The organism is Humibacillus xanthopallidus (assembly GCF_006716675.1).
Taxonomy (GTDB): Bacteria; Actinomycetota; Actinomycetes; order Actinomycetales; family Dermatophilaceae; genus Humibacillus; species Humibacillus xanthopallidus_B.
In genome coordinates, this window is the sequence record NZ_VFPM01000001.1 from 1,372,876 (window position 1) to 1,397,530 (window position 24,655).

Annotated in this window: 28 protein-coding genes and 2 pseudogenes; 17 read left to right on the plus strand and 13 right to left on the minus strand. The window is 70.4% G+C overall.

Going from position 1 to position 24,655, the window contains the following annotated elements; genetic code table 11:
* Nucleotides 1-15: 15 nt before the first annotated feature.
* The 4 genes from FBY41_RS05935 (at nucleotide 16) to FBY41_RS05950 (ending at nucleotide 3,091) form a co-directional block, all read left to right on the plus strand.
* Complete coding sequence (locus FBY41_RS05935) at nucleotides 16-519, plus strand: MarR family winged helix-turn-helix transcriptional regulator (RefSeq protein WP_141842405.1); 504 nt, start codon at nucleotides 16-18, stop codon at nucleotides 517-519.
* Between the two features lie 83 nt (nucleotides 520-602).
* A complete protein-coding gene (locus FBY41_RS05940; RefSeq protein WP_141842406.1) occupies nucleotides 603-1,337 on the plus strand; it encodes a sulfite exporter TauE/SafE family protein in 735 nt (244 codons plus the stop codon).
* Nucleotides 1,338-1,371: 34 nt separating this feature from the next.
* The gene (locus tag FBY41_RS05945) at nucleotides 1,372-2,235 is read left to right on the plus strand and encodes an SCO6745 family protein (protein ID WP_141842407.1); all 864 of its coding nucleotides are present in this window, start codon (nucleotides 1,372-1,374) and stop codon (nucleotides 2,233-2,235) included.
* A 49-nt stretch (nucleotides 2,236-2,284) separates the two neighbouring features.
* A complete protein-coding gene (locus FBY41_RS05950) occupies nucleotides 2,285-3,091 on the plus strand; it encodes an alpha/beta fold hydrolase (protein WP_141842408.1) in 807 nt (268 codons plus the stop codon).
* Between the two features lie 37 nt (nucleotides 3,092-3,128).
* Here FBY41_RS05950 and FBY41_RS05955 read toward each other — a convergent pair whose 3' ends face one another.
* On the minus strand, nucleotides 3,129-3,788 hold the full coding sequence (locus tag FBY41_RS05955; protein WP_141842409.1) for a 4a-hydroxytetrahydrobiopterin dehydratase: 660 nt from the start codon (nucleotides 3,786-3,788) through the stop codon (nucleotides 3,129-3,131).
* A 60-nt stretch (nucleotides 3,789-3,848) separates the two neighbouring features.
* Here FBY41_RS05955 and FBY41_RS05960 point away from each other — a divergent pair, with 60 nt between their 5' ends.
* Nucleotides 3,849-4,028 (plus strand): hypothetical protein, encoded by a 180-nt coding sequence (locus tag FBY41_RS05960; RefSeq protein ID WP_141824221.1) that lies wholly within the window; start codon nucleotides 3,849-3,851, stop codon nucleotides 4,026-4,028.
* A gap of 63 nt (nucleotides 4,029-4,091) precedes the next feature.
* Here FBY41_RS05960 and FBY41_RS05965 read toward each other — a convergent pair whose 3' ends face one another.
* Both FBY41_RS05965 and FBY41_RS05970 read right to left on the minus strand, forming a co-directional pair.
* The gene (locus tag FBY41_RS05965) at nucleotides 4,092-4,895 is read right to left on the minus strand and encodes a TIM barrel protein (protein WP_141842410.1); all 804 of its coding nucleotides are present in this window, start codon (nucleotides 4,893-4,895) and stop codon (nucleotides 4,092-4,094) included.
* On the minus strand, nucleotides 4,895-5,923 hold the full coding sequence (locus FBY41_RS05970) for a Gfo/Idh/MocA family oxidoreductase (protein ID WP_141842411.1): 1,029 nt from the start codon (nucleotides 5,921-5,923) through the stop codon (nucleotides 4,895-4,897). Before FBY41_RS05970 ends, FBY41_RS05965 begins: the two co-directional genes overlap by 1 nt.
* A 116-nt stretch (nucleotides 5,924-6,039) precedes the next feature.
* Here FBY41_RS05970 and FBY41_RS05975 point away from each other — a divergent pair, with 116 nt between their 5' ends.
* Nucleotides 6,040-7,041 (plus strand): LacI family DNA-binding transcriptional regulator, encoded by a 1,002-nt coding sequence (locus FBY41_RS05975; RefSeq protein ID WP_141842412.1) that lies wholly within the window; start codon nucleotides 6,040-6,042, stop codon nucleotides 7,039-7,041.
* On the opposite strand, the gene FBY41_RS05980 is transcribed toward FBY41_RS05975, so the two are convergent.
* Nucleotides 7,028-7,432 (minus strand): nitroreductase family deazaflavin-dependent oxidoreductase, encoded by a 405-nt coding sequence (locus FBY41_RS05980; RefSeq protein ID WP_141842413.1) that lies wholly within the window; start codon nucleotides 7,430-7,432, stop codon nucleotides 7,028-7,030. The genes FBY41_RS05975 and FBY41_RS05980 overlap by 14 nt on opposite strands.
* 10 nt (nucleotides 7,433-7,442) lie before the next feature.
* Nucleotides 7,443-8,441, minus strand: a complete 999-nt coding sequence (locus FBY41_RS05985; protein ID WP_141842414.1) for a LacI family DNA-binding transcriptional regulator — start codon at nucleotides 8,439-8,441, stop codon at nucleotides 7,443-7,445.
* Between the two features lie 160 nt (nucleotides 8,442-8,601).
* Between FBY41_RS05985 and FBY41_RS05990 the strand changes: the two genes are divergently transcribed.
* The 4 genes and pseudogenes from FBY41_RS05990 (at nucleotide 8,602) to FBY41_RS23790 (ending at nucleotide 11,856) form a co-directional block, all read left to right on the plus strand.
* The gene (locus FBY41_RS05990) at nucleotides 8,602-9,798 is read left to right on the plus strand and encodes a Gfo/Idh/MocA family protein (RefSeq protein WP_141842415.1); all 1,197 of its coding nucleotides are present in this window, start codon (nucleotides 8,602-8,604) and stop codon (nucleotides 9,796-9,798) included.
* 37 nt (nucleotides 9,799-9,835) lie between these two features.
* A complete protein-coding gene (locus tag FBY41_RS05995; protein WP_141842416.1) occupies nucleotides 9,836-10,822 on the plus strand; it encodes a sugar phosphate isomerase/epimerase family protein in 987 nt (328 codons plus the stop codon).
* Between the two features lie 3 nt (nucleotides 10,823-10,825).
* A pseudogene (locus FBY41_RS24230) lies at nucleotides 10,826-11,341 on the plus strand (Gfo/Idh/MocA family protein); the annotation flags it as partial.
* A gap of 59 nt (nucleotides 11,342-11,400) precedes the next feature.
* Nucleotides 11,401-11,856 (plus strand): hypothetical protein, encoded by a 456-nt coding sequence (locus FBY41_RS23790; protein ID WP_260439643.1) that lies wholly within the window; start codon nucleotides 11,401-11,403, stop codon nucleotides 11,854-11,856.
* 49 nt (nucleotides 11,857-11,905) lie between these two features.
* On the opposite strand, the gene FBY41_RS06005 is transcribed toward FBY41_RS23790, so the two are convergent.
* Complete coding sequence (locus FBY41_RS06005; RefSeq protein WP_185748910.1) at nucleotides 11,906-13,492, minus strand: alkaline phosphatase PhoX; 1,587 nt, start codon at nucleotides 13,490-13,492, stop codon at nucleotides 11,906-11,908.
* Nucleotides 13,493-13,755: 263 nt separating this feature from the next.
* On the opposite strand from FBY41_RS06005, the gene FBY41_RS06010 reads away from it, so the two are divergent.
* Both FBY41_RS06010 and FBY41_RS06015 read left to right on the plus strand, forming a co-directional pair.
* Complete coding sequence (locus tag FBY41_RS06010; RefSeq protein ID WP_141842418.1) at nucleotides 13,756-14,715, plus strand: DUF1214 domain-containing protein; 960 nt, start codon at nucleotides 13,756-13,758, stop codon at nucleotides 14,713-14,715.
* 105 nt (nucleotides 14,716-14,820) lie between these two features.
* Nucleotides 14,821-15,192, plus strand: coding sequence for a DUF5655 domain-containing protein (locus FBY41_RS06015; RefSeq protein WP_185748911.1), 372 nt, complete (start codon nucleotides 14,821-14,823; stop codon nucleotides 15,190-15,192).
* 33 nt (nucleotides 15,193-15,225) lie between these two features.
* Here FBY41_RS06015 and FBY41_RS06020 read toward each other — a convergent pair whose 3' ends face one another.
* On the minus strand, nucleotides 15,226-15,813 hold the full coding sequence (locus tag FBY41_RS06020; protein ID WP_141842419.1) for a hypothetical protein: 588 nt from the start codon (nucleotides 15,811-15,813) through the stop codon (nucleotides 15,226-15,228).
* A 162-nt stretch (nucleotides 15,814-15,975) separates the two neighbouring features.
* Here FBY41_RS06020 and FBY41_RS06025 point away from each other — a divergent pair, with 162 nt between their 5' ends.
* A complete protein-coding gene (locus tag FBY41_RS06025; RefSeq protein WP_185748912.1) occupies nucleotides 15,976-17,343 on the plus strand; it encodes a ferredoxin reductase family protein in 1,368 nt (455 codons plus the stop codon).
* Here the strand turns inward: FBY41_RS06025 and FBY41_RS06030 are convergent.
* Nucleotides 17,328-18,035, minus strand: a complete 708-nt coding sequence (locus tag FBY41_RS06030) for a sensor histidine kinase (RefSeq protein WP_185748913.1) — start codon at nucleotides 18,033-18,035, stop codon at nucleotides 17,328-17,330. The two genes, FBY41_RS06025 and FBY41_RS06030, sit on opposite strands and share 16 nt — an antisense overlap.
* A 106-nt stretch (nucleotides 18,036-18,141) precedes the next feature.
* On the opposite strand from FBY41_RS06030, the gene FBY41_RS06035 reads away from it, so the two are divergent.
* Nucleotides 18,142-18,378: a hypothetical protein gene (locus FBY41_RS06035; RefSeq protein ID WP_141842422.1), complete on the plus strand. Its 237-nt coding sequence runs from the start codon at nucleotides 18,142-18,144 to the stop codon at nucleotides 18,376-18,378.
* A 117-nt stretch (nucleotides 18,379-18,495) separates the two neighbouring features.
* Here FBY41_RS06035 and FBY41_RS24235 read toward each other — a convergent pair.
* Nucleotides 18,496-18,756: pseudogene (locus FBY41_RS24235) on the minus strand (cyclic nucleotide-binding domain-containing protein); the annotation flags it as partial.
* A 206-nt stretch (nucleotides 18,757-18,962) separates the two neighbouring features.
* Nucleotides 18,963-19,349 (minus strand): hypothetical protein, encoded by a 387-nt coding sequence (locus FBY41_RS06045; RefSeq protein ID WP_221629207.1) that lies wholly within the window; start codon nucleotides 19,347-19,349, stop codon nucleotides 18,963-18,965.
* Between the two features lie 206 nt (nucleotides 19,350-19,555).
* On the opposite strand from FBY41_RS06045, the gene FBY41_RS06050 reads away from it, so the two are divergent.
* From FBY41_RS06050 to FBY41_RS06060, 3 genes are all read left to right on the plus strand, one after another.
* Entirely contained in the window at nucleotides 19,556-19,900 is a 345-nt protein-coding gene (locus tag FBY41_RS06050) for a cupin domain-containing protein (protein ID WP_221629208.1), read from the plus strand.
* Nucleotides 19,901-20,255: 355 nt separating this feature from the next.
* Complete coding sequence (locus FBY41_RS23570) at nucleotides 20,256-20,960, plus strand: calcium-binding protein (RefSeq protein WP_221629209.1); 705 nt, start codon at nucleotides 20,256-20,258, stop codon at nucleotides 20,958-20,960.
* 91 nt (nucleotides 20,961-21,051) lie between these two features.
* Nucleotides 21,052-21,399, plus strand: a complete 348-nt coding sequence (locus FBY41_RS06060; RefSeq protein WP_141842425.1) for a cupin domain-containing protein — start codon at nucleotides 21,052-21,054, stop codon at nucleotides 21,397-21,399.
* A gap of 22 nt (nucleotides 21,400-21,421) precedes the next feature.
* Here the strand turns inward: FBY41_RS06060 and mraY are convergent, their stop codons facing one another.
* The 3 genes from mraY to FBY41_RS06075 form a co-directional block, all read right to left on the minus strand.
* Nucleotides 21,422-22,531: a phospho-N-acetylmuramoyl-pentapeptide-transferase gene (mraY, locus tag FBY41_RS06065; protein WP_141842426.1), complete on the minus strand. Its 1,110-nt coding sequence runs from the start codon at nucleotides 22,529-22,531 to the stop codon at nucleotides 21,422-21,424.
* A 206-nt stretch (nucleotides 22,532-22,737) separates the two neighbouring features.
* Nucleotides 22,738-23,880: an NAD(P)-dependent oxidoreductase gene (locus FBY41_RS06070; RefSeq protein WP_141842427.1), complete on the minus strand. Its 1,143-nt coding sequence runs from the start codon at nucleotides 23,878-23,880 to the stop codon at nucleotides 22,738-22,740.
* 93 nt (nucleotides 23,881-23,973) lie between these two features.
* Nucleotides 23,974-24,432, minus strand: a complete 459-nt coding sequence (locus FBY41_RS06075) for a GNAT family N-acetyltransferase (RefSeq protein ID WP_260439580.1) — start codon at nucleotides 24,430-24,432, stop codon at nucleotides 23,974-23,976.
* Nucleotides 24,433-24,655 lie beyond the last annotated feature (223 nt).

The following is a 24,655-nucleotide window of genomic DNA, read 5'->3' on the forward strand; positions in this document are numbered from 1 at the left end:
GATAGAGTCCAGCCCATGAGCTCCGAGCCCCTCCACGACCACGTCCAGCACGTCGTCGACCAGTGGGCCCGCGAGCGCCCCGACCTCGACGCGTCGCCGATCCTCGTCATCGGCCGGTTGCACCGGGTCGGGCTCGCGCTGACAGCGGAGCTCGTGCGGGTCTACGGCGCGCACGGCCTCGGCGAGGGCGACTTCGACGTGCTCGCGACGCTGCGACGAGGTGGGCCGCCCTACGAGCTGACGCCGAGCGACCTCGTCGATCAGACGATGGTGACCTCGGGCGCCGTGACGAAGCGGCTCGACCGGCTCGAGGCGGCGGGCCTCGTCGAGCGGCGCGTCTCCGGTGGCGACCGCCGCAGCCGCATCGTCGCGCTGACCCCGGCCGGCCTCGAGCTGACCGATCGCGCCGTGCCGGAGCACCTCGCCAACGAGGCGCGCCTCCTCGAGCCGCTCACCGCCGCCGAACAGGCCACCCTCGCGCGCCTGCTCGGCAAGCTGGGGGCCTCGCTCGGAGTCTGACGGAACGTCCGACCGGAGAGCCGGTCGACCACCCGCCGAGCACGCCGGTCGACGAGCCGGGCGCGCGGCATACCCTCGCGGTCATGACCCTCACGACGGTGCTGCTGCTCGGGGTGGCAGCCGTGCTCGTGGGGTTTGCCAAGACCGCCATCGGCGGCGTCGGCAGCATCGCCATCGCGATCTTCGCCCTCGTGCTGCCGACGAAGGAGTCGACCGCGGCGATCCTCCTGCTCCTGCTCATCGGTGACGTCGTCGCGGTCTGGCACTACCGCCGCGATGCCGACCTCGTCATGCTGCGACGGCTCATCCCGGCGGTGCTGCCCGGCCTCGCGCTCGGCGCGCTCTTCCTCGCGTGGGTCGACGACACGACTCTGCGGCGGTGCATCGGTGTGCTGCTGCTCGTGCTCGCGGCGATGCAGCTGCTCCTGCGGTGGCGCTCACCCGACACGACCCGCATCGGCGAGTCCCGCCCCGCCGCCATTGGCACCGGCGTGGCCGCGGGCTTCGCGACGATGACGGCGAATGCGGCCGGACCCGTCATGACCCTCTACCTCGTCGCGCAGGGGGTCGAGAAGCGTCGCTTCCTCGGCACGGCGGCACTCTTCTTCTTCGGCGTCAACCTCTGCAAGGTGCCCTTCAGCCTCGGTCTCGGCCTCTTCGACGGCGAGACGCTGTGGCGCACCCTCGCGCTCGCGCCGCTCGTGCTGCTCGGCACGTGGATCGGCCTGCACACCGCGCGTCGCCTCAGCCAGACCCGCTTCGACCAGGCCGTGCTCGCGGCGACCGTCGTGTCGGCGCTGGCTCTCGTCGTGCGCTGAGGGTCGCGGGTGGGGCACCGCCTAGGGTGCAGCCATGACAGACCTCACGGACGACGCCGAGCTGGTGCGCGCCTCCCGCCAGGCGTGGGGCGCGCTGGAGACGGTCCACGTGCTCAGCTACTTCGCCGAGGAGGTGACGGCCGCCTTCGTCGCGCTCGGCCTGCGCCCGCGGCTCAGCTACTTCGCGGCGCGGTCGGCTGCGTTCGGAGCGGTCGGTCCCGAGGTCCCGACCGCGACGTTCTACGTCTTCGCGCCGTGGCTGCACGCCAAGGCCCTGCCCGCGTCGTGGTCGGCGGCCTCGCCCGACGAGGTGCAGCAGGCCCGGCGCGACTCCATGGGCGTCGTGCTGGAGCGAGTGCTCGGCGACGTCGACGAGGTGGAGCTGGCTGAGCTGCTGGGTCTCGTGCGGACGGCCTGCGAGGGGCTGAGGCCCCCGGGGCGCCCGCTCTATGCCGCCCACGCGGGTCTCGCGTGGCCCGACGACCCGCGGGTGGCGCTCTGGCACGCTGCCGGACTCGTGCGCGAACACCGCGGCGACGGGCACATCGCACTCCTGCTCGCAGCCGCCCTCGACCCCGTGGAGTCCCTCGTGCTCAATGGGCTCTTTGCCCGAAATACGCCCTTCCTCAAGGCAACTCGCGGGTGGACCGACGAGGAGTGGGCGGCCGCCGAGCAGCGACTCGTGGCGCGGGGGCTCGTCTCCGGCGGCGCCCTGACCGAGGAGGGCGTCGCCTTCCGCAAGGGACTCGAGCGCGACACCGACCGGCTCGCCCTCGAGGGCTGGGCGCACCTCGGTCTCGACGGGACCCGGCGCGTCGTGGAGCTGGCGGCTCCCCTGCGCCAGCGCGCCCTCGACAGCGGCATCCTCCCCGGCTGGACCACCAGTCGTCGCGCGTAAGGCTCGACAGAGGCCTTGTCGGGCGTCGCTGCACGGCTAGTCTCGCGACATGGCGACCACGGTGGGGGACGTCCGCGAGCGATCGGACGTCCGCGAGCGGTCGACGCCGGTTGGGGGGCGGGCCGTGCGCTCGCTCCGGGTGTCAGCGCCTCCCGCAGAGGCCGAGGGACCGCTCGTCGTCATCCTGCCGGGGCTCGGGCTGCCGTTCTACACGCTGCCGACGGCGCGCGCCCTGTCGGCTCGCGGACTCGACTGCGAGGTGCTCGACCTGCCGGGTTTCGGTGCGGCGCGGCCACGGCCGACCCGGCCCAACATCCACGCCATCGGTCTGTCGGCAGCCGGCTGGGTCCGGGCTCGGGCCGCCCACCGTCCCGTCGTCGTGGTCGGTCACTCCACTGGCTCGCAGGCGGCACTGACCGCGGCGCTCGCTCTCGCCGGTGAGCGCCGCGGATACTCGCTCGTCATGGCCGGCCCGACCTTCCCGCCCGGGCAGCGTCGCATCCTGCCGCTGGCGGCCGTCACGCCCTTCGCCTACCGCGACGACAGACCTCGCGAGCTCGACCCCGCCGAGGTGGGCCGTGGACGCACGAGCATCGTGGAGATGCTGCACTCCGGCATGCGTGACGCCCCGGAGCGACGCATCGCCGCGCTGCGCGCGCCGCTCACGGTGACGAGCGGAGTCCACGACGCCTTCGCCCCCGCGTCCTGGATCGACACGCTCGCAACGTCGGCCGTGTCTTCCGCGCGCACGCGGACCTCGCTGCTCGGCGGCTCGCACAACAACCTCTTCACCCACCCCGACGAGCTGGCCGACCTCATCTGCCTCGCCGCAGCCGATGCGGTGGACTGGCGCTGACCTCGCGGAGCTGCCTGACTGGCGCGGACGGCATACCTCAGTCGTGTGGCGTGGGGTCGCGCCCCTGCCACGTGCACACGCAGGCCTCGTTCCCCTCGACGTCGGCGAGGATCCAGAAGGCCGGCGCCTCGGCGTCGGAGACGAGATGGCCTCCTGCGGCGAGGGCGCGGTCGATCCGGGCGAGCGCTTCGTCGTGGGCGACCGTGACGTCCAGATGTATCCGATTGCGTTGCGGCCGTGGCTCATCCATCTGCTGGAACCACACGGCGGGCCCCAGCTGGAGACGGTCCTGGAGGTCGTCGCGGGCCTTGACGTCATAGCCGAGCACTGCCGCCCAGAAGGGCCGGACCGCGTCGATGTCGATCGCGTCGATGGCGATCTCGACCTGGGTGAGGCTGCTCGGCTCCGACCCGAGGCCCAACTCGGCGACCACCTCGTCGATCGCCCGGCCGAGGGCGACGTCGCGCTCGGTGACGCCGCCGACGTCGTGGCTCGACAGCACGATGTGCACGACGTCGTAGCGCAGGTCGATGTCGGGATGGTGCCCCTGCTCCTCCGCGAGACGTCCGACCCGACCGACGAAGTCGAGGGCAGTGACGAAGTCGGGCGCCCGCACGGTGAGGTGCATGCGCTGGAGCAGGTGCCGCCACGCAGGCAGCGCATCGGACGCCGCCTGCCGGCTCAGCTTCTCGGCCATCCTCCGACGGTAGCCCGGAGGCGGGCCGTGTGGGGGTTGGCGAGGGCTAGCATCGCGAGCATGCCCCGCTACCGATTCCTCGATGCCCTCGGCGACGTCGTCGCGGAGGGCGACCACGCCGACCACGCGGAGGCCCTCCTCTGGGCGCGTGACGAGGAGGAGACCGAGGACGGCGTCAACCGGGTCGAGTACCTCGGACCCGACGGCGACTGGCGCTGGGCCGGCCCCCTCCAGAGCTGACCCCGATTCGAGGTGATCGCGGCAGCCACCTGGGGTGCAGGATCACCTCGAATCGGGGAAAGGTCAGGGGGTGAAGGCCTCGCGGAAGCGCGCCAGAGCCAGCTCGGGGTCGCTCGACGCGAAGGCCTCGAGTCCGACCGGACCGGTGTAGCCCATCTCGACAAGGGCTCGGGCCACCGCGGGGTAGGCGATCTCACCCGTGCCCGGCTCGCAGCGTCCCGGCACGTCGGCCACCTGGATCTCACCGATGAAGGGCAGGGCCCGCCGGCAGAGCTCGATGAGGTTCCCCTCGCCGATCTGGGCGTGGTAGAGGTCGAGCATGAGGCGCAGGTGCGGGCTGTCGACCGACTCCACGAGCGCGAGGCAGTCGGCGGCGGTCGCGAACGGGACACCCGGGTGGTCGACGGCGGTGTTGAGGTTCTCGAGCACGAAGGTCACGCCGGCGCTCCTGCCCAGCTCGGCGATCTGCGCCAGCGTCGAGCGGGCGGTCAGCCACATCTTCCCCGTCACGACCGGCTCCGGTCGCACCGGCAGGCCTCGATCGTCGAGCCCCGTGCCGTGCAGGTTGAGACGTGGGATGCCGAGGCGCTGCGCCACCGGCACGGATTCCTTTGCGGTGGAGAGCAGCTCGTCAGCGCCCTCGGCGTCGCTCAGCCGTCCGCGGACGTAGCCGGTCATCGACGAGTAGACGACGCCCTCGTCGCGCAGCCCGGCGAGCTCGTCGATGTCGTGCCGGGTCCAGTCCCAGATCTCGACCTGGAAGCCGCGCGCGTGGATACGGCGGACCCGCTCGGCGAAGGGCAGGTCGACAAAGACCATCTCGGCGCTGACCGCGAGCGTGAAGGGGCTCGCTCCCGTCGTCGACATCAGGCACCGACCCGGTCGGTGTCGCGGACGGTGACGGTGCCGCCGGCCTCGACCGACTCGATGCAGGCGAGCGCGATGCGAAGCGCGGCGCGCGCGTCGTGCCCACCGACCAGCGTCGGGGTGCCGACACGAAGGGCAGTGCAGAACGCTGCCAGCTCGGCGGCATACGCGCTGTCGAAGAGGTCGGTGTCGGTGCGGGCCGTCGGGCTGGAGACCCCGGCGGCGCTCCAGTGGGTGGTCGTGAGGTGCGCCGGGCTGCCGGCCTGGACCATGCCGGCAGAGCCGAACACCTCGGCGCGCACGTCATAGCCGTAGGCGGCCGAGAAGCTCGCCTCCGCCACGGCGATGGCGCCGTTGTCGTAGCGGATGGTGACGACTGCGGTGTCGAGCAGCCCGGCGTCCTTGAACTCGGGCGCGACGAGAGCGTCTGCCATGACGCTGACCTCGACCGCAGTGGCCCCGGGGTTGAGCCAGTTGAGCGCGTCGAAGTCGTGGATCAGCGTCTGGGTGAAGATCGTCCACGGCGGAACGCCTGCGGGGTTGGCGAGCCCGGGGTCACGCGTCAGCGACCGGAGCAGCTGCGGGGTGCCGATGCCACCCGCGGTGACGACGTCGCGAGCCGTGGCGAAGTCGCGAGCGAACCTGCGGTTGAACCCCACCTGCAGCGGTATGCCGTTCGCCTCCGCCGCGCTGATCGCGCGGTCCGCGTCGGAGAGAGTCATCGCCATGGGCTTCTCGACGAAGACGGCCTTGCCTGCCTGCGCAGCGGCCACGACGAGGTCGGCGTGGGCGGTGCTCGCGCAGGTGATGGCGACCGCGTCGATGCGAGGGTCGTCGATGAGGGCCTGGCTGTCGGTGAGCCACTGGACCCCCAGCGCCTCGCCGAGCCGTTGGGCAGAGGCCTCGAACGGGTCGGCGACCGCGACGAGCTCGGCCTCCGGGAGGCGGCGCGCCAGAGTCGTGGCGTGGTAGGTGCCGATGCGGCCGGCTCCGATGAGGCCGATCCGGACGGGGTCGGGGATGGACATCGCTGCTCCTTCGTGGCTGCGCTGCTAGAGCGCTCTAGTGCTCCTAGTGAAGCGGGTCGCCGCGACCGAGGTCAAGGGGTTGCGGCACATTGAGTAGAGCGCTCTAGAATCACGGCATGGCATCAGACCGGGTCACGATGGAGGACGTCGCTGCGCGCGCCGGTGTCTCGCGCGCGCTCGTGTCGATCGTCTTCCGGGGCGTCGCCGGGGCCTCCGACGCCACCCGCGAGCGGGTGCTCGCCGCCGCCCGGGAGCTCGACTACCGGCCGGACACGCGTGCGAGCCGGCTCGGTCGCAGCCGAACCCGGATGATCGGTGTGACCTTCTCCGTCGGCGCAGCCTTCCACGGTGACCTGCTGCAGAGCCTCTACACCCACGCCGACGCCGCCGGCTATGAGGTCGTCCTCAGCGGCGTGACGCCGGAGCGATCGGAGTCAGCGGCCGTCGAGACCCTGCTCGCCGAGCGGTGCGAGGCGATCGTCGCCCTCGGCAGCACCCTGGGCGCCGGCGAGCTCGGGCGCCTTGCCGCACAGCTGCCCGTCGTCAGTGTCCTACGGGCCGTCTCCGGCGGCGTCGACGTCGTGCGCACTGATGACGCAGCGGGGCTCCAGCTCGCCGTGGCCCACCTCGTCGAGCTCGGTCACGAGCGCATCGCCCTGCTCGACGGCGGACGCGCGGCGGGCGCGGCCGAGCGCCGCCGCGGCTATCGCGCGGGACTGCGCCGGGCCGGCGGCCTGCCGGAGCACGTGTACCCCGGCGGGTTGACCGAGCTCGAGGGCGCCTCTTCAGCAACGGAGTTCCTCGCCCTTGAACGTGATCGACCCACTGCCGTCACTGCTTTCAACGACCGCTGCGCCCTTGGCTTCATCGACGTCGTGCGTCAGGCGGGCTTGCGAGTGCCCCACGACGTGTCGGTCGTCGGCTTCGATGACATCAGCCAGGCGGCATACCCCCACGTCGGCTTGACGACAGTGCGGCAGGACGCCGAGCAGCTCGGCACCGCAGCGATCAGAACGGTCGACGCGCGGCTGTCCGGCGCTGCTCCCGGCCCGGCCACGGTCATCGATCCCGAGCTGGTCGTGCGCACCAGCACCGCGCCGCTGCTCAGCGGCGGGTGAGGAGCATGACCGGGATGACTCGGTCGGTCTTCTTCTCGTAGCCGGCGAAGCCCGGGTAGCGGCGCTTCTGCTCCTCCCACACCGGCGTCCGCTCGTCGGGCGCCAGCTCGCGCGCCGTGACGTCGATCGTGTCGGTGCCGACCTCGATCGAGGCCTCGGGGTTGGCCTTGAGGTTGTGATACCAAGCGGGGTGGACGTCGAGTCCCGCGTAGGAGGCGAAGACGGCCCAGCCTCCGTCGACGGCCTGGTACATCATCGGGCTGACGCGCGGCAGCCCGGACTTGGCGCCGGTGCTGTGGAGCAGGAGCAGCGGTGCCCCCTCGAAGTTGCCACCGACCTTGCCGCCGTTGGCACGGAACTCCTCGATGATCTTGTCGTTCCACTCGCTCATGGTCGCCACTCTAGGTGCGGTCCGTCGGAGGTGCCGTCGTGCCGCGGACGACGAGGTGCGGCTCGAGCACGACGTCGGCGGGCTCGCTGCGGTGGCCCTCCAGACGCTCGACGGCCGCGGCCACGGCGGCCTCGGCCATCGCGTGCGGCGCCTGGCTGACGGTCGTGAGGTCGATGGTCGCGAGCCGGGCCACGGGGCTGTCGTCATAGCCGACGACCGACACGTCGCGGGGCACGTCGAGACCGTCGCGCCGCAACCGGTCGAGAAGTCCGAGCGCGCAGCGGTCGTTGAAGGCGATGACCGCCGTCGGCAGCTCGGCACGCAGGCGCTCTGCGCCGCGCACCCCGTCGGCCTCCGTGTCGCCCCCAGCGAGCGTGCGCGCAGCGGCCACACCGGGGAGGCGCCCCATCGCCCTGACATAGCCCTGTCGACGGAGGGTCGTGATGGGACCTGGGCGCCCTTCGACAAAGACGACCTGGCGGTGGCCCAGGCCGGCGAGGTGCTCGACGGCGAGCCCGACCCCGACGTCGTCGGCCGCGCGCACGACATCGACGCCGGGCGAGGTGACGCGCCGACCAATAGCGACGACCGCCTGCCGCTCCCCCAGCTCGGCGAGCTCCGCAGCGGTCATCGAGGGGCCGAGCAGCAGCAACCCCTCGCACCGGAAGTCGAGCAATGACTCCACCGCGCGCCGCTCGTCACGAGTGCGGGTCAGGGGGCTGACGACGACGTCGTAGCCGCGGGCGTCAGCGGCCGCCTGGATCTCCTCGAGCAGCTCAGCATGGAAGGGGTTGCTGACGTCCATCGTCACCCCGAGCAGCTGGGTGCGGCGCCGGGCGAGCAGGCTGGCTGCGGCGTCGGGGCGGTAGCCGATGGTGCGCGCAGCATCGAGCACGGCCTCCCGAGCCGCCGCACCCGGCCCCGGCTTGCCGCGCAGCACGAGCGAGGCCGTGGCAGTAGAGACGCGAGCGCGAGCGGCGACGTCCTCGAGACGCGGGCGGGGCGGCATACGGGCTCCTCCATGAGGCTGGTCTGAGAGTGACACGAGTTTGTCAGTACAAAGTGTTGACACGGTGGCCAACGGCTCTGCACACTGATCTCACCACACCTTAAAGCGCTTTAAAAGCGCCGGAGCCTCCCTCGGCCCGTGATGTTCAGAGAGGCACATCATGACCGCTTCACCCATCGGCGTCGCCGTGATCGGCGCCGGCATGGCCGGTCGCGCTCACTGCGCCGGATACCGCACAGCACCAACGCTTTTCGACCCCCCGCTGCCCCCCATTCGGTATGCCACCGTGGTCGACGCCAACGAAGGCGTGGCCAAGGATGCCGCCGAGCGCTATGGCTACGAGCGCTACGGCACCGACTGGCGCGAGCTGCTCGAGGCCGATGACGTCCAGGTCGTCAGCGTCGTCGTCGCAAACCACCTCCACCGCGCGATCGTCGAGGCGCTGCTGGCCGCCGGCAAGCACGTGCTGTGCGAGAAGCCCCTCGCGGCGAGCCTCGAGGACGCGACCGCCATGGTCGCCGCCGCCGAGGCGCACCCCGACCTCGTGAGCGGGGTCGGCTTCGTCTACCGCCGGCAGCCCGCCGTCGCCGCGATCCGCGCCCTGCTGCACAGCGAGCTCGGCGAGGTGTCGCACTTCAACGGCCGCTACTGGTGCGACTACGCGCGCAGCTCCGAGACCCCGATGGCCTGGCGCTACAAGGGCGGCCCGGGCACGGGAGCGCTCGCCGACATCGGCAGCCACCTCATCGACCTTGCGGAGTTCGTCTGCGGCCCGATGACCTCGGTCAGCGGCGGCGCCTTCACGACGAAGGTCAAGGAGCGCGCGGTGCCGCTCGGCACGACCTACGGCCACGCCAAGGCGCAGCTCAGCGACGTGCGCGAGCCGGTCGAGAACGACGACGTCGCCACCTTCACAGCGCACTTCGAGTCGGGCGCCGTCGGCACCTTCTCGATCTCCCGCATCGCGCCCGGCCACGCCAACTCGCTCGCCTTCGACCTCATGGCCGAGAACGGCGCTGCGAAGTGGGACATGGACCGTCCCGCCGAGTTCTCGGTCATCCGGCAGCTGCGCGGCGATGGATTCGACGGCTACAACCAGGTGCTCGCCGGCCCGGACCACCCCTACGTCAAGGGCGGCCTGCCGATGGACTTCCCCGGCTGCTCCTACGGCGTCGGCGACCTCTTCGGCTACCAGGCGCGGGCGTTCCTCGAGCAGGTCGCCGGCATCGAGGGGGGCCTTCCCCAGGTCGCACCGTTCGACGACGGCGTGCGCGACCTCACCATCATCGACGCCGTCGCCCGCTCCGCTGCGGCCGGCGGCGCGACCGTCTCCGTCAGCTGCCCCAGCCATACCTGAAATACCCACCCCACCAGAGCTTTTCGAAGGGATCACCATGCTCATCGGCGCCTACAACGCCTGCCTCGGCGACAAGCCGCTCGGCGAGGCTCTCGACATGATCGCGAGCCTCGGGCTCACAAGTGCCGAGATCAACTCCGGCGGCTTCCTGCCGCCCATCCACCTGCCCGTCGACGACCTGCGCGCGAGCGAGGACGCACGGCAGGAGTATCTCGGCGAGTTCAGCTCCCGCGGGCTCACCCTCACGGCCCTCAACTGCAACGGCAACCCGCTACACCCGGCGGCCGGCTTCCCCCACTCGCAGGACCTCATCGACTCGATCGAGCTCGCGGCCCTGCTCGGGGTCAAGCGCGTCATCACGATGTCGGGCGCTCCCGGTGGCGAGCCGGGCACGTCTGTCCCCGTGTGGAACCCGCTCCCCTGGTGGAGCCCGTTCCTCGACGTGCAGGACCACCAGTGGAGCGTCGCCGTGCCCTACTGGAAGGACGTCGAAGCCCGCGCCGCCGACGCCGACGTCAAGGTCGCCATCGAGATGCACCCCGGCAACATCGTCTTCAACCCGCGCACGCTGCACCGACTCGTCGCGGAGACGAACGCCACGCACATCGGTGCCGAGATGGACCCGAGCCACCTCTTCTGGCAGGGCATCGACCCCGTCCTGGCCGTCGCCGACCTCGGGGAGCTCGTCTACATCGCAGCCGCGAAGGACACCCGCATCAACGACGCGGCCAAGGTCAACGGTGTCATCGACGACAGCTTCTACCGCGTCGCCGAGGGTGAGCCGGGCTACCTGCCCCTCGGCGGCGGCTCGACGCTGAGCGGCTGGCCGAAGAACCCCTCGTGGGACTTCGTCGCCGTCGGTCGCGGGCACGACACGGCCTACTGGACCGAGTTCCTCCGCGCCCTGCACAAGGTCGACCCCGACATGCCGGTCAACATCGAGCACGAGGACCAGGAGCTCGACCAGATGGAGGGCCTCCGCTTCGCCGCCGCCACCCTCCTCGAGGCCGAGAAGGCGCTCTGACCCATGGATGACGAGGCAGTGCCACCGACGGCGGCCGGGCCGCTGCGCATCGGCATCCTCGGTGCGGCCCGCATCGCTCCCCTCAGCATCGTCGAGCCGGCTGCGGCCACGGGGCACCGCCTCGTGGCCGTGGCGGCGCGCGACGCGGTGCGAGCGGAGGCCTTCGCGGCCGACCACGGCGTCGAGAGGGTCCACCACTCGTATGCGGCCGTCATCGACGATCCCGACGTCGACGTGGTCTACAACCCGCTGCCCAACTCGCTGCACGCCGAGTGGAACATCCGCGCGGCGGAGGCCGGCAAGCACGTCATGTCGGAGAAGCCTGCTGCGCTGAGCGCCTTCGAGGCGCTCCGAGTGCGCGACGCCGTCACCGCTGCCGGGGTGGTCTTCATGGAGGCCTTCCACTACCCCTACCACCCGCTCTTCCAACGGGTCCGCCAGCTGCTGGCCAGACGCGCGGTGGGCGAGGTCCAGCACGTCGAAGCGATCCTCACGATGCCGGCGCCGCCGGACTCGGACCCGCGCTGGTCGCACGAGCTCGCCGGCGGTTCGACGATGGACCTCGGCTGCTACAGCCTGTGGCGCTGGGGCTGCTCGGCCCGTATGCCGGTGGGGAGCCTCGCGTCGTCAGCGCCTGGCGCGAAGACCGGCCGGGCAAGCCGGGCGTCGACGAGCGCCTCTTCGTCGAGGTCGCCTACCCCTCCGGGGCAACAGGATCGGGTGGCAGCGACATGGACTGCGCCGAGCGCGACTTCCACCTTCTCGTCCGCGGCAGCCTCGGTGAGATCTTCGTACCGATGTTCCCCGTCCCCCACGAGGGCGACTCGCTCGTGCTGCGGCTCGCTGGTGCGCCGGAGGTCGTCGAGCACCTCGGCACGAGGTCGAGCTACACCTACCAGCTCGAGGCCTTTGCGGATGCCGTGCGCCGGGGTAGTGCCGTCGTCACCGACGCGCAGTGGTCCGTTGGCAACGCGCGCCTCGTCGAGGACGCCGTTATCGCCTCCCATCGCCCGTCCTCGAGTCCTGTGCCGTGAGGGCGCCCTCCCGGGTGGCGCGCCCTCACGGGTCATCGTCCTGACGTGATCAGTGCTGACGAGCGCCCTTCCAGCTGATCTCCCACGTCGTGTTGTCACCGTGCTGCTGGGTCCAGAACGTGCGCCACGCCGTCGACGTCGCGGGCTGCGGCACCTTGGCGCCCAGCAGGCCGCTGACCGAGGCGTCGCCGTCGGAGACGTGGATGCCGGTGATCTCGTTGTCGCCGTCGTTGTAGGACGGGCCGCTCATCGAGTCGAACGTCGCCGACGCATCGCGCCCTTCGGCAAGGAAGCGGACCGGCTGCGGAGCGCGATCCCGCCCGGCGGCATACGCTTCGCCCCCGGCACGGTCGGCGAGGTGGAAGACGTAGCCCGAGTCGAGCGCGTTGCGCTGCGTGTGCAGCCCATCGCCGGCGTCCTCGACGACGAGGAGGTCGTCGGCCGTGGCGAAGGCGATGTTGTCGAAGCCGGTGTGCTCCTTGTCTCCGACCGCGGCGATCGAGATGCGGCCGGTGTCGGCGCTCGCGCTCTCCTGCGAGATGCGGAAGACGCCGCCGTCGGCGCCCGGCAACGTGCTCGTCGCGCTCGTGTCGCCCGTCTCGGTGAAGTAGAACTCCGTGAAGTCGGTGCCGGGACGGAAGACGCCGTTCTCGGGGCGCTTGAGCGGCGTCGCGTTCGCCGCCTTGGCGGCTGCCGTCGCGTCGAAGGCACCGACGCCCGTGTGGATCGTGACCCACGTCGTCGCGAACGACGTTCCGTACGAGTGCAGCTCGCCGATGAAGGCGTCCGACGGGTTGGACTGGAGCTGCGACGTCGTCACGGGGGTGCCGTCCGCGCGCTCGATCTGGAGGGCCTGGAGCGAGCCGCCCTTCGTGAGATCCGACGTGTCGGTCGGCACGAAGCGGTAGACGAAGCTGTTGGGCACCTTGCCGCCTGCGGCACCGGCTCCGCCGATGTCCTCGACGAGCCACACGTTGCCGTCGGCGTCGTTCTGGATGCCCTCGTAGCCCCCCGAGCCGAGCGCACCGAGCCGCGTGGCCCGGCCGCCGTCGACGGGGTCGCCCAACGCGTCGAGGCCGACGCCGAAGACCCCACCCTTGGGTGAGCTCGACTCTGCCGTGAGCAGCAGCTGCTGGGTGAAGGGGTCCCACGTGATGCCGTCGATCGTCGGGTAGGCGTTGCCCGCGGTGTCGACGTCTGAGATCAGGGTGACGCGCTTGAGCGGGTCGGTCTCGTCGAGGTTGATGCGCGTGACGTAGCCGCGCGGCCCCAGCTCGTGACCCTGGTAGAGGTAGTGCTTGCGACCGAGGACGAGGTAGACGTTCTTGTCGGGCTCGGTCTTGCGAGCCTCGTTCTTCGCCTGCGTGAGCGGCGCGCCGTCGAGCGTGTTGTAGCCGTAGTGCGTGACCCCGGTGGCGACGTCCGGGTTGCTGAGCGGCAGGTTGCCCCACGCGACGGACGTCTGGGTGGCCGCCGGGGTGAGCACCGTGCCCTGGATGCCGGACTTCGGGTTGGCGTTCGGCACGTTGACGACGGGCAGGCCGCCGTGCGCGTCCGCGCTGCCACCGAGGAAGAAGGCGGCGGCCGCCGCCAGGGTGCTGGCGAGCGCCGTCTTGGCGATGGTGCGAGTGTTCACTGTGAGCCTCTCGTGTGACGGGGATCGACCCGTCAAGGGATGGTCTGGAGACGCGCTCACCCTCTCGACCGAGGCTGGGAGCAGCCTTCGGATTCCGTTAACTGCGAGCAGAATTCGACCAACGAGAGAGTGAAGAATCGTTTGACTGCCGCTCGCCTTGCGACGGTGCGCGGCGCCGACTGGGCGACGTTTTCGCCCCGACGCGCTACCCACCTTCGTAGGATCGCCTCACCCCACTGCCCCTCATCGAGAGAAGATCCACCATGCCGATGCACGTGAACGTCGACAACTTCGTCCAGGTCGAGACCGCGCGCATGTTGCATGACATCCAGCAGAGCGCCGGTGGGGTCAACGTCTTGAGCCACAAGCGTCAGCCCGCGCCCATCGATGAGCAGACCGTGATCCGCCTCAACCGCGACACGCTCTACAGCTTCGCCGTCGTCGACGTCTCCCATGGCGCCGACCTCACCCTTCCCGAGACCGACGGTCGCTACCTCTCGGCCATGGTCGTCAACGAGGGCCACTACGTCGTCGACGTCCTGCACGATGCGGGGGTGCACCACCTCACGGCCGATCGCGTGGGCTCGGGTCACGCGCTCGTCGCACTGCGCACGTTGGTCGACCCCAACGAACCCGCCGACCTGACCGCCGTCGCCGCCATCCAGGACGGCGTGGTGCTCGCTGCCGGGTCGAGCGAGCCCTTCCGCGCCCCCGACTACGACACGGTGTCGCTCGACCAGACACGCGACGCGCTGCTCGACCTCGCGCGCAACCTCACCGCCTTCGACCGCACCTTCGGCTCCCGCGAGGAGGTCGACCCGGTGCGGCACCTCATCGGCACGGCGGCGGGCTGGGGTGGGCTCCCGACGAGCGAGGCGGCATACGTCGGCGTCGACCCGCAGGTTGCCCCCGGCCGCTACGAGCTCACCCTGAAGGACGTGCCCGTCGACGCCTTCTGGTCGGTCAGCGTCTACAACGGCGCTGGCTTCTTCGAGCCCAACGCCTCAGGTCGCTACACGCTCAACAGCGTCACTGCCGATCGCAACGGCGACGGATCGGTGACGGTGCGCTTCGTGCCGGACGACTCCGTGACGGGCTCGAACACCATCCCCGTCCCGGGCGGCGGCTGGAACTACCTCGTCCGCCTTTACCGCCCGCGCGCCGCGTTCTTCGACGGCTCATGGGCGCTCCCCTCGCTGGAGCCGTCGCCACCGCAGTCGTGAGGTGAGCGCGCGAGGCTGACCCGAACAGCCCGCTGCACGGCATACCGCAGGCGGCAGCCGGGTCGCAGGGGCCTGCTCTCGAGGCGGGCTGGCTACGGTGGACGGGTGCACGCCGATGCCGAGCGCACCCCCGCGCAGTTCTTCGCCGGGCACCCCCGGGGGCTCGCGGTGTATGCCGCCGTGGCGAGGGCCGTCGAAGCGCTCGGCCCCGCAGAGGTCACGGTGTCGAAGAGTCAGATCGCCTTCCGGAGGCGCCGGGGCTTCGCCTACGTGTGGCGCCCAGGACAGTACGTGAAGAGCGACGTCCCTGCGGTCCTGTCTCTCGCACTCCCCCAGGAGCTCGCGTCGGCGCGCTTCAAGGACGTCGTCCACCCGTCCGCGGGGGTGTGGATGCACCACCTCGAGCTCGACGAGCCCGCGCAGGTCGACGACGAGGTATGCGGGTGGTTGCGCCTCGCGTTCGAGCTCGCCGAGTGAAGGCAGGAAGCCCCTACGCCGCAGCCCCCGCTGTCACGAACCGACGGCCGCCCGCAGGGCGCGGTAGGACGCGAGCAGTGCCTCCCGCTCCTTCGCGAGCAGCGGGCTGGCGAGGTCGCGGCCCGACCGCACCCACGCGTCGGAGTGCTCCATCGCGAGGACCCGCTGCCGCGCCGCCTCCCGCACGGTCTCCCCCGGCACGTCGTAGACGTAGGAGTAGAGGCTCACGAGAGAGTCGACGAGCGGCTCCTCCTCGCCGACGAGGCCGTACTGGTGCTCCCGGTGCAGCCGCCACCACTCCACCTCGCGCCGAGCCGCCTCGACCGGGTCCAACCCGTGGTCGACCCCTCTTAGCGCGAGCGCGTAGAAGCGGCGCATGTACTCGCGGGCGGCATCGGCGTCGTTCTCCGGGTAGGGGGCCCACTTCTGGTTGGCCCGCAGCACGTAGTAGGCGCCCTGCACCGTGCGGATGCGTCCCATGCCGAAGCCCTCGTGCACCATCACGTACGCCGCCTTCAGAAAGGCCCACCACTCACGGCGGTAGTACGACACCCATGCGTCGGTCTCCGCGTTGCCCACCGCCTCCGGGTCGAAGGTCCACGGTCCCCGCTGACTGCTCACCGTCCCACTATGGCGCGTCACCAGACCGCGTCCGAGGGGTACGAGGAAGCCAATGATCTCCTCCTCGCCGCGCGGCAGCGCCGGCCCTCGGTGACGGAGCGGATCACCTCGAGAGTCCCTGTGCGCAGCGCCGTGTGCCCCGACCCGAAGCGGAGACCCAGCATGGCCGTGCAGACACCGGTGCGACACCGCAGGCCCTACCGCGGAGCGCACCTCATCACCCGCCTCATCGGGCCCCTGACCATCGCGGCACTCGTCGTCGCGTTCGCCCTCCTGTGGGTGGCGGCTCGGCCTGCCGGTGACGTCGGACCCTTCATCGGGCAGCTCATCGGCGCGGAGGGCGTGCTGCTCCTGTCGGTCGGGCTCGTCCTCATCAGCACGCTGCGCTGGGTGGAGCAGTTCTTCGACGGCGTCGACAAGGCGGCGGTCTGGCACCGGAGGGTCGCCATGACGGGCACCATCCTCATCGGCGTGCACATCGCCACGACGGGCAACCCCAACGCCACCCAGCTCGGCCCGACGCTCGGCACCATCGGCATCGTCGGCCTCGCCACCCTCACCGTGTGGGCCATCGCCCCGCGCTGGCGCTCGATCACGCCTCGACCGCTGCGGACGCCGGTCGAGCGCGTCATGTCGTCGGCGCCGGTGCGGCATGTCGGGCGCTGGGTCGGCAGCTACGGTCTGTGGCGCGCCTTCCACCGCCTCACCGGCATCTTCCTCGCGTTCGGCTTCGTCCACGGGCTCATGGACTCCTCCGTCTTCGGCTCGCAGCTGCTGCGCTGGTCCTACGTCGTGGTCGGCGGAGTCGGGCTGGCCTTCTACCTCTACCGCGAGCTGCTCGCGCGGCGACTCGCCCACACGCATGACTACGAGGTGTCCTCGGTCGAGCCTATCGACGATGCTGCCTTCGAGATCTGGCTGCGCCCGCTCGGGGAGCGCTTCTCCTTCCGCCCCGGACAGTTCGCGCTCGTCAACCTCGAGGCTCGCGACGGCTGGCACCGGCACCCCTTCACGATCGCAAGCGGCCCGCAGGAGAGAGAGATTCGCGTCACCGTGCGCGCGCTCGGCGACTTCACGTCGAGCATCGGCGAGCTCGTCGAACCCGGCATGCCGGCCGTCATCAGCAGCCGGCAAGGGCACTTCGACTACACCCGCGGGACCGAGCACCAGGTCTGGGTCGCCGGAGGGATCGGGGTCGCGCCGATGCTCAGCTGGCTGCGTTCAGCCGAGGTGGGGGCCCTGCCGCAGCGCGTCGACTTCTTCTACACCGCGCGTGGGCCGGCTCCCCTCGCCGACGAGGTCGCCCACCTCGCTGCCCACCACGACGAGCTGCACCTGCACGTCATCGACACCGAGACCTCGCCGCGGCTGACGGCGGTGCAGGTGCTCGAGAGCGCCGGCGTCGACGCCCACATGCTCTCGGCCTTCCTCTGCGGGCCGGAGCAGATGGTGAGCGCCATCCAGCGCGATCTCGTCCGCGCCGGGGTGAAGCCGGCCAACATCCACCGCGAGTTCTACAACCTGCGCTGAGGGGCGCTCGGCCCCCCGGGAGTGGGTGCGGCGGGCGCCGGGGCTGTGCCGAGGTCGGTCGGCAGCTCGACGCGGAAGACGGTGCGACCCGGTCTCGAGTCGACCGTGATCCGGCCGCCGTGTCGCGCGACGACGTGGTGGCACGTGCCCAGCCCGAGGCCGGCGCCCTCGCCCGGCGGCTTCGTCGTGAAGAACGGATCGAAGACACGCGCCTGGTCGGCGGCCGGGATCCCCGGGCCGTCGTCCTCGACCTCGACGACGACTCCCGCGGCCTCCTTCGCCGCGCGCAGGGTGATCGTGCCGTGGCCGCCAACGGCGTCGAGGGCGTTCTCGAGGAGGTTGGTCCAGACCTGGTTCAGCTCGCTCGCGTACGTGCCGACGCGCGGGAGGTCCGGCGAGTAGGCGCGTTCGACGTGCACGCCCGGCGGCATACGGTGGCGGAGGAAGAGGAGGGTGTCCTCGAGACCCTCGGTGACGTCGACGTTCTGGACGGTCGCCTCGTCGAGGTGCACGTAGGACTTGAGGGCCGCGACGGTCTCGGAGACGCGGGTCGCTCCATGCCCGATCTCGACGAGCAGGGAGCGCACGGTGACGGACGTCGACACCCATCGCACGAGCGACGGCATACGTTCGGGTCCGAAGTCCTCTTCCAGCCGGTCGAGCTGCGCGGGACCGAGCCCCAGCGCTGCCACCGTGGACGCCTGCTGCCAGGCCTGGCCGATGCCGTGATTCTCGAGCCAGGCCCCCCGCCGCGTCCTCGGCGTCAACGCGCGTCAGGCCGTCAGCTGTCGGCGGCTGGTGCACGGCCTGCTCGATCTGCTCGGTCACGGCGTCCAGCCTCGCCTGCTGCCCCTCCGAGAGGTCCGAGCGCTCGAGCTCGAGGCGGGCCTGCGTCGATCTATCGAGGAGCTCAGTCAGCTGGCTCGCACTGCGCACCACCGCGGCGACGGGGTTGTTGAGCTCGTGGGCGATCCCTGCGGCCAGGGTGCCGAGCTGGGCCATCCGCTCGTTGTGGTGGACATGCGCCTCGAGTGAGCGCCACCGCCGGGTCAGCGTGTGCAGGATGACTCTCGCGGCAGTCGGGCTGACGTGCAGGAGCGAGACGACCTGCTCATGGTCGAGAGCCAGCAGGTGAGTGGGGCGCGTGGCACGCACCGAGGCCAGCCGCGTCGTCTCCTCGAGGAGCGCCATCTCGCCGATGACCGTCCCCGGTGCGTCGTGCGTGTCGATCTGGACCTCGTGGCCGTCGACGAGCTTGACGACCTCGATCTCACCGCGATGCAGGACGAAGGCACGGTCGGCAAGGGCGCCCTCGTGGAAGAGCACCTCGCCTGCTTCGAGATCCACCTCGTGCACCATCTCGCACAGCCGCGTGAGGTCGGCGGCGTCGAGATCGGCGAAGAGGGGCACCATGCGGAGGAACCCTCGGTAGTCAGCGGGTTCAGGACCCTGCTTCGTCTCTTGCTCGCGGCCCACCCCTTGATTATCCGACCGGTTCGGCTTGTCGCTGGTGCTCCCGAGAAGCGGCACGCTTCCTTCCGTGACCGAGGCCTGAGGGCGCGGCAGTGCGCCGCCCGAGGGTCGCCCTGCTCTTGCCCGATCAGGCGGCTCAGTCGGACCTACGCCTGAGGGCGATCTCCCGCTTCGGCGAGGCGGTCGCGACTCAGATATCGAACCGGCTTGCCGAGAGACTCCGCATAGGCGATCTCGCGTCGGGTCGACTCACCTAGGTAACCGCCCGGATCGACGATGTACACCTCGTCAGCCATGCGAATCTTCTGGAAGTGCACGCCACCGAGCCGCCCCTTGAGGTCCCGGCGGTCGGCCGTCCAGTCGTAACCCGGAAGATCGGGCAGGCTGAACATTCCGAGGCTGATGACGACACAACCCTCCATCGTGAGCCGCTGGTTGACCTGCGCGAACTCAGCCTCGAACCTGGTCGAGCCGCAGAGCGTGATGACCTTCGCCTCACCCACGGCCGTCCGCGGCGCCTGTTGGTCATCCACGAGGTTCATGATCGCCCACTGGCGGCCAACGCTGTCGCCCGCCCCCGGACGTCGAGGACCGAGGCCACCCACGCGTGCGGCGCGGACAATGGTGGGGACCAGAACGGAGGCCCACCATGCAGACTCGCCCATTACCGTCCGCCCCCGACGCACGCTCCCCCGCAGGAGCAGAGATCCGACACCTGATCGAGTCAGAGACCGGCGGCATGATCCACTCCACCGTCCCGCCAGGGCAGGTGAACCGGGCGACCGTCCATGCCACGGTGAGCGAGTTCTGGCATGTCCTCTCCGGCCAAGGCCAGATCTGGCGACAGGACGACACTGGTGAGGAGACGACTCCTCTGACCGCAGGCGTGTCCATCGAGATCCCGGTCGGGACCGCATTCCAGTACCGCTGCACCGGCCCTGGCCCACTCAAGTTCCTCTGCATCACCATGCCGCCCTGGCCCGGTGACCACGAGGCAACCGTCCTTGACGGGCCCTGGCAACCGACTGCTCCAACACCCGAGGTGACCCTGCTCCCCGAGCCGGTGCGTCGAAGCACCGCCTGAGGGGCGTGGACGAGGCGACGTTCTCTGGTCGCGCCACCCTCGACGGTGCTACCTTGCGCGGATCGGGGCCGATGCAAAGGTGTGCACCTGATGGAGGAGGGCGCTCATGTCGCTCAAGCGCTGGTCGAGAATGCCCGTCGCGATCCTTGCCTCACTGGTGGTGATCGCTGCTCCCCAGCTGGCCTGGGCGACAACGCCAAGCCCGACGAGCACCGTGGACTAGTCGAACGACGTGCCTGCACAGAGCTATTTGGGGACCGTCGAACAACAGGCGCAGACCTTCACGGCAGGCCGCGACGGCACGCTTGACCGCATAGAGGCACAGGGCTTCCGACTGAGCGGCTCCAGTGCTCTCTTGTCGGTCCAGATCACCGCCGTCGACGGCTCCGGCGTCCCCGTGGGTGCCCCCCTCGGCGTCGGGTCTGCGGACATCGCGACGCTGCCGACATTGGCCGGCGACCCGGCCGGCGGCGGCTGGCTCTCGGTGGACATCATCCCCCCGGTCCACGTCCACGCAGGCACCCGGTACGCCATCGTGCTGCCGGCGACCAGTCCCTTCAGTTTCCTGTGGTCGCTGTCGGTCGGGGACACCTACCCTGCCGGAGCGGGGTCACCGTCCCTGGGCCAGGCCTACGACTACCTCTTCCGGACGTTCGTTCTCACTCCGGAGCCAGTGGCCACCTGCGAGGGGCGGGACCCCACCATCTACGTCAAGGACGGGATGGTGATCGGCGGCCCGGACGCAGGGCAGCCCTACACCGGCACGCTGCGAGGAAGCACCGCAGCCGATGTCATCCTCGGCACGAGCGGAGCCGATGTCATGTCCGGCGGCAACGGCGATGACCTCATCTGTGGCGCGGGTGGGGCCGACGTCATCAAGGGCGGCAACGGCATCGACGTCTTGATCGGCGGGGACGGCCCGGACCGGCTCGACGGCGGCAACGGCAACGACGTCCTGACGGGCGGGGTCGGCGCCGACACCTTCATCGGCGGTCGGGGAGCGGACACCGTGACCGACTACTCCCCCAGCGATGGCGACACGCAGCGAAGCATCCCCTGAACCACGCCATCGTGCGTCACACCGTCTCCGGAAGCGCCGTGGCCGAGCCGTGCAAGCGTCGACGGGTATGGTCACCGAAGGAGGTGTGGCTATGGAATCGACGTCGTTGTCGTCCCTTGCCGACGCGCAGCTCGAGGCCGCTCGTGGTGCCGCGAGCGGCAGGTCGGCTCAGACCATCCACGGAGGTCATGACCGTTCGTTGCGCGAGACGGTGATCGCCCTCGTCTCGGGTTCCACGCTCTCCGAGCATGAGAGCCCCGGCGAGGCGACCCTGCAGGTCGTTCAGGGTCGCGTTCGGCTGAGCAGCGGCGAGGACACCTGGGAGGGCGCGGTCGGCGATCACGTCATCATCCCTGGCGCCCGGCACTCGCTGACCGCGCTCGAGGACGCGGTGGTTCTGCTCACGGTCGTCAAGCCGATGCCACCAGAGGGCGCCTGAGGCCCCAGCGCCCATCGCACGCCTAGGTCGTGAGCCACTCGGCGTAGAAGAGCGCGAGGCCTGCCGTGATGCAGATCCCGGCGATGATCCAGAAGCGCGCCACGATGGTGACCTCGGACCACCCCACCATCTCGAAATGATGGTGGAGCGGGGCGATCCGAAAGACTCTCCGGCCGGTGAGCTTGAAGCTCGCCACCTGGATGATGACCGACGCAGTGACGATGACGAAGAGGCCGCCCAGCACAACGAGCAGCAGCTGCGTGTGGGTGAGGATGGCGAGTCCGGCCAAGGCGCCGCCGAGGGAGAGCGAGCCGGTGTCGCCCATGATGATCTCGGCCGGCGAGGCGTTCCACCAGAGGAACCCGAAGCAGGCACCGCCGATCGCGCAGGCGATGACCGCGAGGTCGAGCGCGTCGGCGACGTCGTAGCATCTGGGTCCCGGTGCCACCGAGCAGCCTTGGTTGTACTGCCACATGGCAATCAGCGTGTACGCCCCGAACACCATGACCGAGGCTCCGGTGGCCAGGCCGTCGAGGCCGTCCGTGAGGTTCACGCCGTTGGAGGCCCCCGCGATGAGCACGCCGGCCCACGCGATGACCAGGAGCGCCGCCACCACCGGACCGGCGAAGGCGAGGTCGACGGCGGTGTCCCTGACGAACGAGACCGCCGTCGATGCCGGTGACTGCCCCTGCTCGTTGGTCACCAACAACGCGGCCAAGGTGAAGATGACGGTGACCAGCGCCTGCCCGATGAGCTTCTGTCGTCCCGTCAGGCCGAGGCTTCGCTCTTTGCGGATCTTGGTGTAGTCGTCGAGGAACCCCACCAGTCCGAGCCCCGTGAGGAGGAAGAGCACCAGCAGGGCGCTGAGAGAGATCCCGTTGTGGATCACCGTTAGCGCCCCGGTGCCGGTCAGCAGCGCCAGCACGGCGTGTGAGCCGAAGTAGCCGACGAACGCCGCTGCGATGATCACCGCGCCACCCATGGTGGGCTTCCCGCGCTTGACCTGGTGGTGGGCCAGGTCGTCATGGATGAACTGGCCGTAGCGACGCCGGACCAGCAGGGCGATGAAGGGCTTCGTGCAGAGCAGCGCAACGGCCATCGAGATGCCGCCAGCAAGCAGGACGTTGATCATGTGAGCTCTTGGCAGTCCTTCATCAGGGGGGTCGGCGACGGCGGCTTCACAGGGGCGGGCCGAGACCTGCCCCATGGCCACATCGGCGACCAACCCTAGGACAGCGGCGACGCTGATCCTCCACCGGACAGGGCATGCTTCGGGATGGCAGCGGCGCAGGAGGGACAACACGCCATGTACGCGTCCTCGCTCGCCTCAGTGACGCCTCACGTCCGCGAGGTCTTGCTGTCCGGGCCCGTCGCGAGCGCCCGGGCGACACGGGCCTCGAGCGCCTGTGGATAGGGCTGCAGGCCGTTCGGCAGCTGCGCGGCCTGTCCGCTGAGAACGGCGTCGAGTCCAAGCAGCATGATCGCCGCGAACGGATCGAAGAGCTGGGGAGCAGCAATCCCGAGCCCTGCTGCGAGGTTCACCAGGCTGCCGCGGTTGAGCAGGTAGACCTGCCGACGGTCGAGCTCGTAGCGATCGAGATGCCGTCGGATCGGCGTGCGCGGATGACGGTCGAGCCAGTCGACGTCGATCTCGCGGTCACTGTGGCCGACGTTGACGAGGATGGCGCCATCAGCGACCTCCGACAGCTGCTGCTCGCCCAGCACGCCGTCGAAACCTGTGGCAGTGATCACCACACTCGCCGTGCGCAGCGCCGCGTCCATCTCGGCAACCCGGCATCCGTCGTGCCGCGCCTGGACGAGACGCACCGGGTCGAGGTCGACGACTGTCACGACGGCGCCGAGGTCGCGCGCCCGAGCAGCGACTCCCTGTCCCACCGGTCCGAATCCGACCACGACGACCTCGCGCCCGTAGAGCGCCAGGCCCGTGATGGCAGTGAACGCGGGCCACGTCTCGACGCCGACGTGGTGGCGGTTGTGGATCAGGTTCTTGAGCGCGATCCCGTTCCAGTCGAGCACGGGGAACGGGATGTCCAGCCCGTCGAGGCGGTGCAGCCCCGTCGTTGTCGCCTCGAGCGCCCCGGCAGGCCGGTGGCTTGCAGCAGCAACGCCGGCAATGAGGTCGCCGCCCATGTCGCACAAGGCATCTGCCGGTTCGCTGACGAGCCAGGCCAGCGACTCGCCCAGCTCGCCTGCGCTCATGCCGGCACGCGCCCGGACCTCGACACCGATCGACATGAGGTGAGCGACCGTGCGGTCGTCGGTGCTGTCAGGGTTGCACGGCGCCAGTCGCACTCGAGCCCCGGCTGCGACGAGGGGCGTGAAGATCGGGATCGTGTCGGCAAGGATGTGCTGGCGACACGCAACGGTGCGACCGCTGAAGTCCGAGGCCGCCACCTCTGAACCGAACGCAGTCGTGATCGGTGTCGTCCACGCGATCCACTCGAGCTCGGCAGGGTCCATCGACCAAGTACACCAGTGAAGGGGCCGGAGCCAGGCCCACTTGCACGAGCTCGCGCAGCCTCCGTTCGCTCTCGATCAGCGACCTGGCGGCGCTCACAGCTCCTTGCGAAAGTGCACGTCGGCAGACGTGGGCGTGGGAACGCCCTCCCACCGCAAGATCTCGTGATACCCATGACGCTCATAGAACCCAGGCGCCTGGAAGGTGAACGAGGTGACGAAGACGTGAGTGCAGCCGCGGGTGCGCGCCTCGTCCTCGAAGGCCGCCAGTAGCCTGGCGCCGAGGCCCTCGCCGCGGACGCGCTCCGACACCCACGTCATCCCGATGCCGGCCGCGACACCCCAGGTCCAGCCGCTCAGGCCAGCGGCGAGAACCCCGCCGTCATCGACGATCTGCACCGTCAGCTCACGCGCTGGGGCGACACCTTCAGTGGCAGCGGCGTTCACCGTGTCGAGCTCGTCGGACAACCGTCGGTCGAGCTCGGGCACGCCCTCTGCCACCAGGGTCTTGAACGGAGCCTCGGGCTCGGTTGCCTGGTTCGACGAGGAGGTCACAGGCCCGAAGCCTGCCATGAGCAGCCCCCTCGGGTGCAGTCTGCGCTTGCGCCACTCGTCATCAACGCGGCGAGGGGCCCGGCAATCGCACGCCCGGAGACGTCGCGCACCCGGTCGCTCTTGCGCGCCGACGGGCGCGACACTGCGACAGCCACTACAGTCGGGCACCGCCGGCGCCGCAGGACGGCGGGAGCGGCACCAACAGGGTCTGACGGGGGACGAC

Bases quoted from the DNA above. Each gene is read 5' to 3' on its own strand.
- FBY41_RS05955 (WP_141842409.1), bottom strand. From the start codon at position 3,788: ATGGCCGAGAAGCTGAGCCGGCAGGCGGCGTCCGATGCGCTGCCTGCG.
- FBY41_RS06070 (WP_141842427.1), bottom strand. From the start codon at position 23,880: ATGGACCCTGCCGAGCTCGAGTGGATCGCGTGGACGACACCGATCACG.
- FBY41_RS05940 (WP_141842406.1), top strand. From the start codon at position 603: ATGACCCTCACGACGGTGCTGCTGCTCGGGGTGGCAGCCGTGCTCGTG.
- FBY41_RS06025 (WP_185748912.1), top strand. From the start codon at position 15,976: ATGGCCGTGCAGACACCGGTGCGACACCGCAGGCCCTACCGCGGAGCG.
- FBY41_RS06050 (WP_221629208.1), top strand. From the start codon at position 19,556: ATGATCCACTCCACCGTCCCGCCAGGGCAGGTGAACCGGGCGACCGTC.
- FBY41_RS05970 (WP_141842411.1), bottom strand. From the start codon at position 5,923: ATGTCCATCCCCGACCCCGTCCGGATCGGCCTCATCGGAGCCGGCCGC.
- FBY41_RS05965 (WP_141842410.1), bottom strand. From the start codon at position 4,895: ATGTCGACGACGGGAGCGAGCCCCTTCACGCTCGCGGTCAGCGCCGAG.
- FBY41_RS05935 (WP_141842405.1), top strand. From the start codon at position 16: ATGAGCTCCGAGCCCCTCCACGACCACGTCCAGCACGTCGTCGACCAG.
- FBY41_RS05990 (WP_141842415.1), top strand. From the start codon at position 8,602: ATGACCGCTTCACCCATCGGCGTCGCCGTGATCGGCGCCGGCATGGCC.
- FBY41_RS05975 (WP_141842412.1), top strand. From the start codon at position 6,040: ATGGCATCAGACCGGGTCACGATGGAGGACGTCGCTGCGCGCGCCGGT.
- FBY41_RS05985 (WP_141842414.1), bottom strand. From the start codon at position 8,441: ATGCCGCCCCGCCCGCGTCTCGAGGACGTCGCCGCTCGCGCTCGCGTC.
- FBY41_RS06060 (WP_141842425.1), top strand. From the start codon at position 21,052: ATGGAATCGACGTCGTTGTCGTCCCTTGCCGACGCGCAGCTCGAGGCC.
- FBY41_RS05945 (WP_141842407.1), top strand. From the start codon at position 1,372: ATGACAGACCTCACGGACGACGCCGAGCTGGTGCGCGCCTCCCGCCAG.
- FBY41_RS05950 (WP_141842408.1), top strand. From the start codon at position 2,285: ATGGCGACCACGGTGGGGGACGTCCGCGAGCGATCGGACGTCCGCGAG.
- FBY41_RS06010 (WP_141842418.1), top strand. From the start codon at position 13,756: ATGCCGATGCACGTGAACGTCGACAACTTCGTCCAGGTCGAGACCGCG.
- FBY41_RS05980 (WP_141842413.1), bottom strand. From the start codon at position 7,432: ATGAGCGAGTGGAACGACAAGATCATCGAGGAGTTCCGTGCCAACGGC.
- FBY41_RS05995 (WP_141842416.1), top strand. From the start codon at position 9,836: ATGCTCATCGGCGCCTACAACGCCTGCCTCGGCGACAAGCCGCTCGGC.
- FBY41_RS05960 (WP_141824221.1), top strand. From the start codon at position 3,849: ATGCCCCGCTACCGATTCCTCGATGCCCTCGGCGACGTCGTCGCGGAG.
- mraY (WP_141842426.1), bottom strand. From the start codon at position 22,531: ATGATCAACGTCCTGCTTGCTGGCGGCATCTCGATGGCCGTTGCGCTG.